General features: G+C 71.8%; 5 protein-coding genes. 4 read left to right on the plus strand and 1 reads right to left on the minus strand.

All coding sequences use genetic code 11. The features are described from left to right. The first annotated feature begins 21 nt into the window (after positions 1-21). Genes VLF38_RS09405 through pknB form a run of 3 tightly spaced genes read left to right on the plus strand, consistent with a single transcriptional unit; the run spans position 22 to position 4,696 of the window. Positions 22-1,482, plus strand: coding sequence for a penicillin-binding protein 2 (locus VLF38_RS09405; RefSeq protein WP_325271007.1), 1,461 nt, complete (start codon positions 22-24; stop codon positions 1,480-1,482). After that, a complete protein-coding gene (locus VLF38_RS09410; protein ID WP_325271008.1) occupies positions 1,479-2,918 on the plus strand; it encodes a serine/threonine-protein kinase in 1,440 nt (479 codons plus the stop codon). The genes VLF38_RS09405 and VLF38_RS09410 overlap by 4 nt, the downstream gene beginning before the upstream one ends. A 2-nt stretch (positions 2,919-2,920) precedes the next feature. Next, a complete protein-coding gene (gene pknB / locus VLF38_RS09415; protein ID WP_325271009.1) occupies positions 2,921-4,696 on the plus strand; it encodes a Stk1 family PASTA domain-containing Ser/Thr kinase in 1,776 nt (591 codons plus the stop codon). Positions 4,697-4,746: 50 nt separating this feature from the next. Here the strand turns inward: pknB and VLF38_RS09420 are convergent, their stop codons facing one another. Next, positions 4,747-5,484 carry a DUF881 domain-containing protein gene (locus VLF38_RS09420; protein WP_325271010.1) on the minus strand — a complete coding sequence of 246 codons (738 nt, stop codon included), beginning with the start codon at positions 5,482-5,484 and terminating at the stop codon, positions 4,747-4,749. A gap of 59 nt (positions 5,485-5,543) precedes the next feature. Between VLF38_RS09420 and VLF38_RS09425 the strand changes: the two genes are divergently transcribed. Next, complete coding sequence (locus VLF38_RS09425) at positions 5,544-6,044, plus strand: cell division protein CrgA (RefSeq protein ID WP_325271011.1); 501 nt, start codon at positions 5,544-5,546, stop codon at positions 6,042-6,044. Positions 6,045-6,297: the final 253 nt, after the last annotated feature.

Here is a 6,297-nt window from a genome sequence, read left to right on the forward strand (position 1 = left end):
CCCCGGAAGTCGGGGGCCCCGATGAACAAGCCCATCCGCACCCTGTCGCTCTTCTGCGGGCTGCTCTTCCTCGTCCTGCTCGGCAACGCGACGTACCTGCAGTACTTCAAGGCCGACTCGCTCTCGGAGAGCTCGCTCAACCGGCGCGTCATCGAGGCCTCGTTCGCGCGCGAGCGCGGCGCGATCCTCGTCGACGGTGAGCCGGTCGCACGCTCGGTGAAGTCCGACGACCGCTACAAGTGGCAGCGCCGTTACCCGCAGGGCCCGCTCTACGCCCACGAGACCGGCTGGTTCTCGTTCTTCTCGCAGTCGGGCATCGAGCGCTCGAAGAACTCCATCCTCTCGGGCGACGACGAGCAGCTCTTCATCCCCCGCCTGGCCGACCTCCTCAGCAGCGGCGAGCCCAAGGGCGGCAGCGTCGAGCTCACCCTCGATGCGGCAGCCCAGCGCGCGGCGTACGACGGGCTGCAGGCGCTCGGCGACGGCATCCAGGGCTCGGTCGTGGCGATCGAGCCGGCGACCGGCCGGATCCTGGCGATGGTCTCGCTGCCGTCCTACGACCCCAACCGGCTCGCCTCGCACGACCTGTCGAAGGTGTCCGCCGCCGACCGGCAGCTCGAGGACCGCAAGGACCAGCCCAAGCTCAACCGCGCGATCCGCACGACCCTGCCCCCGGGCTCGACGTTCAAGCTGGTCACGGCGGCGGCCGCGATCGAGAACGGCCTCTACGACGCCGAGTCGATGGTGCCCGCGGGCGCCGGCTACCAGCTGCCGCAGAGCTCGTCGGTCGTCCACAACTCCACGGGCCGCGCCTGCAACCCCGAGCGGATCACGCTGAAGTACGCCCTCGAGTGGTCGTGCAACACCACCTTCGCCAAGATCGCCGTCGAGCTCGGCAACGAGAAGATGAAGAAGATGGCCGAGGCCTTCGGCTTCAACGACACTGCGCTCACCGACCTCGGCGGCCAGGTCGAGAGCGTCTACCCCACCCTCGACCAGCCCCAGACCGGCCTCTCCGGCTTCGGCCAGTCCGACGTACGCGCGACGCCGCTCCAGATGGCGATGGTCGCCGCCGGCATCGCCAACAGCGGCGTGCTGATGACGCCCCACCTCGTCGACGAGCTCCGGTCCCCGAACTTCGACTCCCTCGACAAGACCGACCCGACGACCTACCGGCGCGCGATCAGCGCGGCGACGGCGCGGCAGCTGACCGACATGATGGTCGGCGTCGTCGAGCAGGGCACCGCCGGAAGCGCCGCGATCCCTGGCATCCGGGTCGCCGCCAAGACCGGCACCGCGCAGACCGGGCGCGACGACATCTCCAACTACGCCTGGTTCACCTCCTTCGCCCCGGCCGACGACCCCCAGGTCGCGGTCGCGGTGATGATCCAGAACAGCCAGCGCTCCAACGACGAGATCTCCGGCGGCGGCCTCGCCGGCCCGATCGCCAAGGCGGTCATGGAGGCGGTGATCGGCCAGTGACGAGGTACGCCGACGACCTGGAGCGTTACGAGCTGCTCGAGCGCATCGCCACCGGAGGCATGGGTGAGGTGTGGCGTGCGACCGACACGGTGCTGCACCGGCCGGTCGCCGTGAAGCTGCTGAAGGCCGAGCTCTCCGACGACCCCGAGTTCCGCTCGCGGTTCGAGACCGAGGCCCGACACGCCGCCTCCCTGCACCATCCCGGCATCGCCGCGGTCTTCGACTTCGGCAGCAGCTCCGCGCAGGGCAACCCGCCGTACCTCGTGATGGAGCTGGTCGAGGGCCAGCCGCTCTCTGCCCTGCTCCGCAAGGGCAAGGGGATGCCGGCCGAGCCCGCGACCGCGCTCGCGGTGCAGGTCGCGGATGCACTCGCCGCCGCGCATGCCGCGAAGATCGTCCACCGCGACATCAAGCCCGCCAACCTCCTGGTCACCCCCGATCGCCGGGTCAAGGTCACCGACTTCGGCATCGCGCGCGCCGGTGACGCGGTGGCCCTCACCCGCACCGGCCAGGTGATGGGCACCCCGCAGTACCTCTCCCCCGAGCAGGCCGAGGGCGGCACCGCGACCGCCGCCAGCGATGTCTACTCGCTCGGTGTCGTGCTCTTCGAGTGCCTGGCCGGCGAGCGGCCCTTCGACGCCGACTCGCCCGTCGCCACCGCTCTCGCCCACATCCGGCAGCCCATCCCTGACCTGCCGCCGAGCGTCCCCGCCGCCCTCGCCGCGGTGGTCCGCCGCTGCCTCGCGAAGGACCCCAAGGAGCGCTACCGCGACGGTGCGGCGCTCGCAGCCGCGCTCCGCAACCCCGCAGCGGCAGCGCCCGCCACGGTTCCGGTCGCGTCCGCCCTCGGCGTACCCGTGGCACCGCCGGGGCCCGAGACAGCGGTGCTGCCCGCGACCAGCGTCCAGCGCGCGGCCGTCCCCGGCACGCCGGACGAGCGTGCCGACACCAGGTCTGGCGGCGGCCTCGCGTGGCTGCTCGCGATCCTCCTCGGGGCACTCCTCGTCCTCGCCGCCTGGCTGCTGTGGCGGGCAGCCGACGACGGAACCGAGCCGACGCCGAGCGTCACCCCGACGGTCACCTCCGCCACCCCCTCGCCGAGCGAGACAACGGTGAGCCTGCCGTCGTCCGTCTGTGAGGGCGACGTCGACGACGTGGTCGACTCGATCAACCGGCGCGACCTGGTCGCCGCGCGCGAGCCCGTCGACAACCCCGGCGAGGAGACCGAGGGCCAGGTCCTCGACTGCTCCCCGACCGGTCCGCTCGAGACCGGCACCACCGTCACCGTGCGCTACTGGGGCCCGGCTCCGACGCCGAGCGCGACGCCCAGCGACACTCCCAGCGCCACCCCGAGCGACACCGCGTCGACCGTGCCGTCGCAGACGCCGTCGCCGACTGCCAGCACCAGCACGGCCCTTCTCCCGGAGGCACAGTAGAGATGACCAACCAGGCAGGAGTCGTCGGCGGGCGCTACGAGCTCGGCGAGCTGCTCGGACGCGGCGGCATGGCGGAGGTCCGCAAGGGCACCGACACGCGCCTCGGCCGGGTCGTCGCGGTGAAGCGCCTCCGCACCGACCTGGCGAGCGACGCGACGTTCCAGCACCGGTTCCGCCGCGAGGCGCAGTCGTCGGCATCGCTGAACCACCCGGCGATCGTCGCCGTCTACGACACCGGCGAGGAGCCCGGCTCCGACGGCGTGCCGCAGCCCTACATCGTCATGGAGTACGTCGCCGGGCGGACGCTGCGCGACATCCTCCGCGAGGGCCGCAAGATCCTGCCCGAACGGGCACTCGAGATCACCTCGGGCGTGCTCTCCGCGCTCGACTACAGCCACCGCGCCGGCATCATCCACCGCGACATCAAGCCGGCCAACGTGATGCTCACGCCGTCGGGCGACGTGAAGGTCATGGACTTCGGCATCGCGCGCGCCATCTCCGACGCCTCCTCGACGATGACCCAGACCGCGGCGGTCGTCGGCACCGCGCAGTACCTCTCCCCCGAGCAGGCCCGCGGTGAGACGGTCGACTCCCGCTCCGACGTCTACTCGACCGGCTGCCTGCTCTACGAGCTCCTCACCGGTCGCCCGCCCTTCGTCGGCGACTCCCCCGTCGCCGTCGCCTACCAGCACGTCCGCGAGCCGGCCCAGCCGGCGTCGGCCTTCGATCCCGACGTGCCGCCGGAGCTCGACGCCATCGTCATGAAGGCGCTCACCAAGCGCGTCGAGGAGCGCTACCAGTCGGCGGCCGCCATGCGCGCCGACATCGAGCGCTACCTGGCCGGCCACGCCGTCCAGGCTCCGCCGGTCGCGGCTGCTGCGCCGACGGCGGTCGTCGCGGCCGCCCCCGCGGCGTACGCCGGCACGACCGGAAGCCACACCGCCGTCGGGCTGCCCGTGGTCCCCGAGGAGGAGCCCCGCCGTCGCGGTGCGTGGTGGTTGTGGGGCCTGCTCGTCGTCCTGCTCGCCTTCCTCATCGCGTGGGGCCTCCCCCAGCTGATGAAGGAGGACGCCCCGAAGCAGGCCGAGGTGCCGGGCGTGGTGCGCCTGATGCAGGCCGCCGCCGAACGCACCCTCCGTGCCGAGGGCTTCGAGCCTGCGGTGACCACGGAGGCCAGCCGGACCGTGGCCAAGGGCCGGGTGGTCTCCCAGGACCCGACCGGCGGCACGCTGTGGGACCTCGGTGCCACCGTGAACCTCGTGGTCTCGGCCGGTCCGCCGACCGCGACTGTTCCCGATGTGACCGACCAGCCGGTCGCTGACGCGCGGCGGACCCTGGAGGCCGCGGGCTTCGAGGTCGCCACCAAGACCCGCCAGTCCGACGAGGCCAAGGACCAGGTCGTCGACCAGGACCCCGTGGGCGGCCAGACCGTCGTCGAGGGGCGCACGGTCACGCTCTTCCTCTCCGACGGCCGCGAGCGGATTCCGGACGTGAAGGGCATGCAGCAGGGACGCGCCTGCGACGCGATCCGGGAGCGCGGCTTCACCTGCACCGTGGAGCCGGCACCCGAGGGCACCACGACCAAGCCGAAGGGCACCGTCGTCAACCAGTTCCCCCGCCCCGGCACCGAGGCCGACTCCGGCGAACCGGTGACCATTCAGGTCTCGACGTACGTCGCCCCGTCACCGACCCCGACGCCCACGACGAGTGCCACCACCGACCCCTCGGTCACGCCGGACCCGAACACCACGAATGGCGGGATCCTCCCGCTGCCTTGACCGCGCCGAGCCGTGCCTTGTGGCCGGTCGAGCTGTGCCGCGTGGCGCGCTCAGCCCACCGGCTTGGCGTACTCCGCGCGGATCGGGCCGGTGTAGGGACGGGCGACGAGGTCGTAGCCACGCTCGAGGTCCCACCCGATCGCGATGTCCGGCTCCTCCGCCTGGGAGCGGTAGACCTGGAGGTAGCCGTCGTCGGTGATCCGCTGCTCGATTGCATCGGCGTCGCCGATCGCGGTGATCTCGTAGGGCTGCGGGAAGTAGAGGCCGTTGACCTGGACGGTGCTGCCCGCGCACTGGATGCCGGTGGTCGACACGACGCGCTGCCCCTGGATCGTCACCGCCTCGGCACCCGCCGCCCACATCGCGTTGACGACCGCCTGGATGTCCTGCTGGTGCACGACGAGCGTGTTGATGTCCTGGTCGCTGGTCTCGCGCACGTCGCGCGGGGCATCGGAGAGCGTGACCGTGACGCCCTCACCGGTCACCCGCTTGAGGCCGGCGACGTCGCGCAGGCGGCGTACGGTCTCCTGGGCCTGGCTGGAACCCAGGTCCTTGCGGCTCGCGCTGAGTGCGTCGACCTCGCGGGTCAGCTCCCGGCTCTCGGCCCGGAGCTCGCGCAGGTGACGGTTCTCGACCTGGACGAGTCCGGCCAGGTCGGTGGTGCGGCCGGGGCGCAGGTCGGTGCCCTCGCTGTTCGCTGCGCTGACCGCGAAGAGGCCGCCGGCGAGGAGGAAGACCACCGGCGTCACGACGGCCCAGGGGCGGGGCTTCAGGCGCGAGGTGGTCATGCCCACTACGCTAGCCGGGTCGCGCGCAACCTGCGCGGCCACCTACCTATGGAGGACACGTGTCGAAGAGCAAGGCCACCGCAACGGCTCCGACGGGCCTGGACCCGCTCAGGGGCCCGATCTTCTCGGTGCGCTTCCTCCTGTCGCTGCTCCTGATCGCGGCCGGCATCGCCGCCGTCGTCCTGTGGACGATCCACCTGCACGACGTCTACGGCTGGCAGCCGACCGCCAAGGACAAGAGCGAGCCCAAGCCGCTCATCCCCGGCACCGGGAAGCTCGACAACTGGAACTGGGTGATCGGCTTCGGCCTCGTCTTCCTCGGTCTCGTCGTCGCCGCCCACCCGAAGACCCCGCTGGGCCGTGGCCGAGGCCCGGTCATCGGCATGCTCGGCTGCTTCCTCATCGGTCTGGCGTGGATCTGCACCTTCTACGTCTTCGCCAACCGTGCCCCGGGCTCCGACGGCGCCGTCTGGCTCCTCTCCGACCTCCAGCAGTTCAACCTGATGGTCGGCATCGGCTTCATGGCCGTGGGCTTCACCTACGCCACCAAGTGGGAGTGACGCTCCTCCGCATCCAGCGCCGCACGCCCCGTCCGACGGACGGGGCGTTCGGCATTTTCTGATGCTGACCTGCGGAATCACACGCCTGTAAGTTATCCACAGCAGTTATCCACAGTGTGCATAACTCCCCCGCCCGGGGTGCCTGGCGCTGCCTGAGGGGGCCGTGCCGGGGAGGTCGGCGGAGCGGTGGTGGGTCCGGCAGGCCGGAGCGAGGAACGAGCGCAGGCAGGGTAGGCCCGCCGACGTCCCCGGA

Origin of the sequence: Nocardioides sp. (genome assembly GCF_035481145.1) — a bacterium.
Lineage (GTDB): Bacteria > Actinomycetota > Actinomycetes > Propionibacteriales > Nocardioidaceae > Nocardioides.

Excerpts from the sequence above, each read along its gene's own strand:
- VLF38_RS09420 (WP_325271010.1), bottom strand. The coding sequence starts at position 5,484 with ATGACCACCTCGCGCCTGAAGCCCCGCCCCTGGGCCGTCGTGACGCCG.
- VLF38_RS09405 (WP_325271007.1), top strand. The coding sequence starts at position 22 with ATGAACAAGCCCATCCGCACCCTGTCGCTCTTCTGCGGGCTGCTCTTC.
- pknB (WP_325271009.1), top strand. The coding sequence starts at position 2,921 with ATGACCAACCAGGCAGGAGTCGTCGGCGGGCGCTACGAGCTCGGCGAG.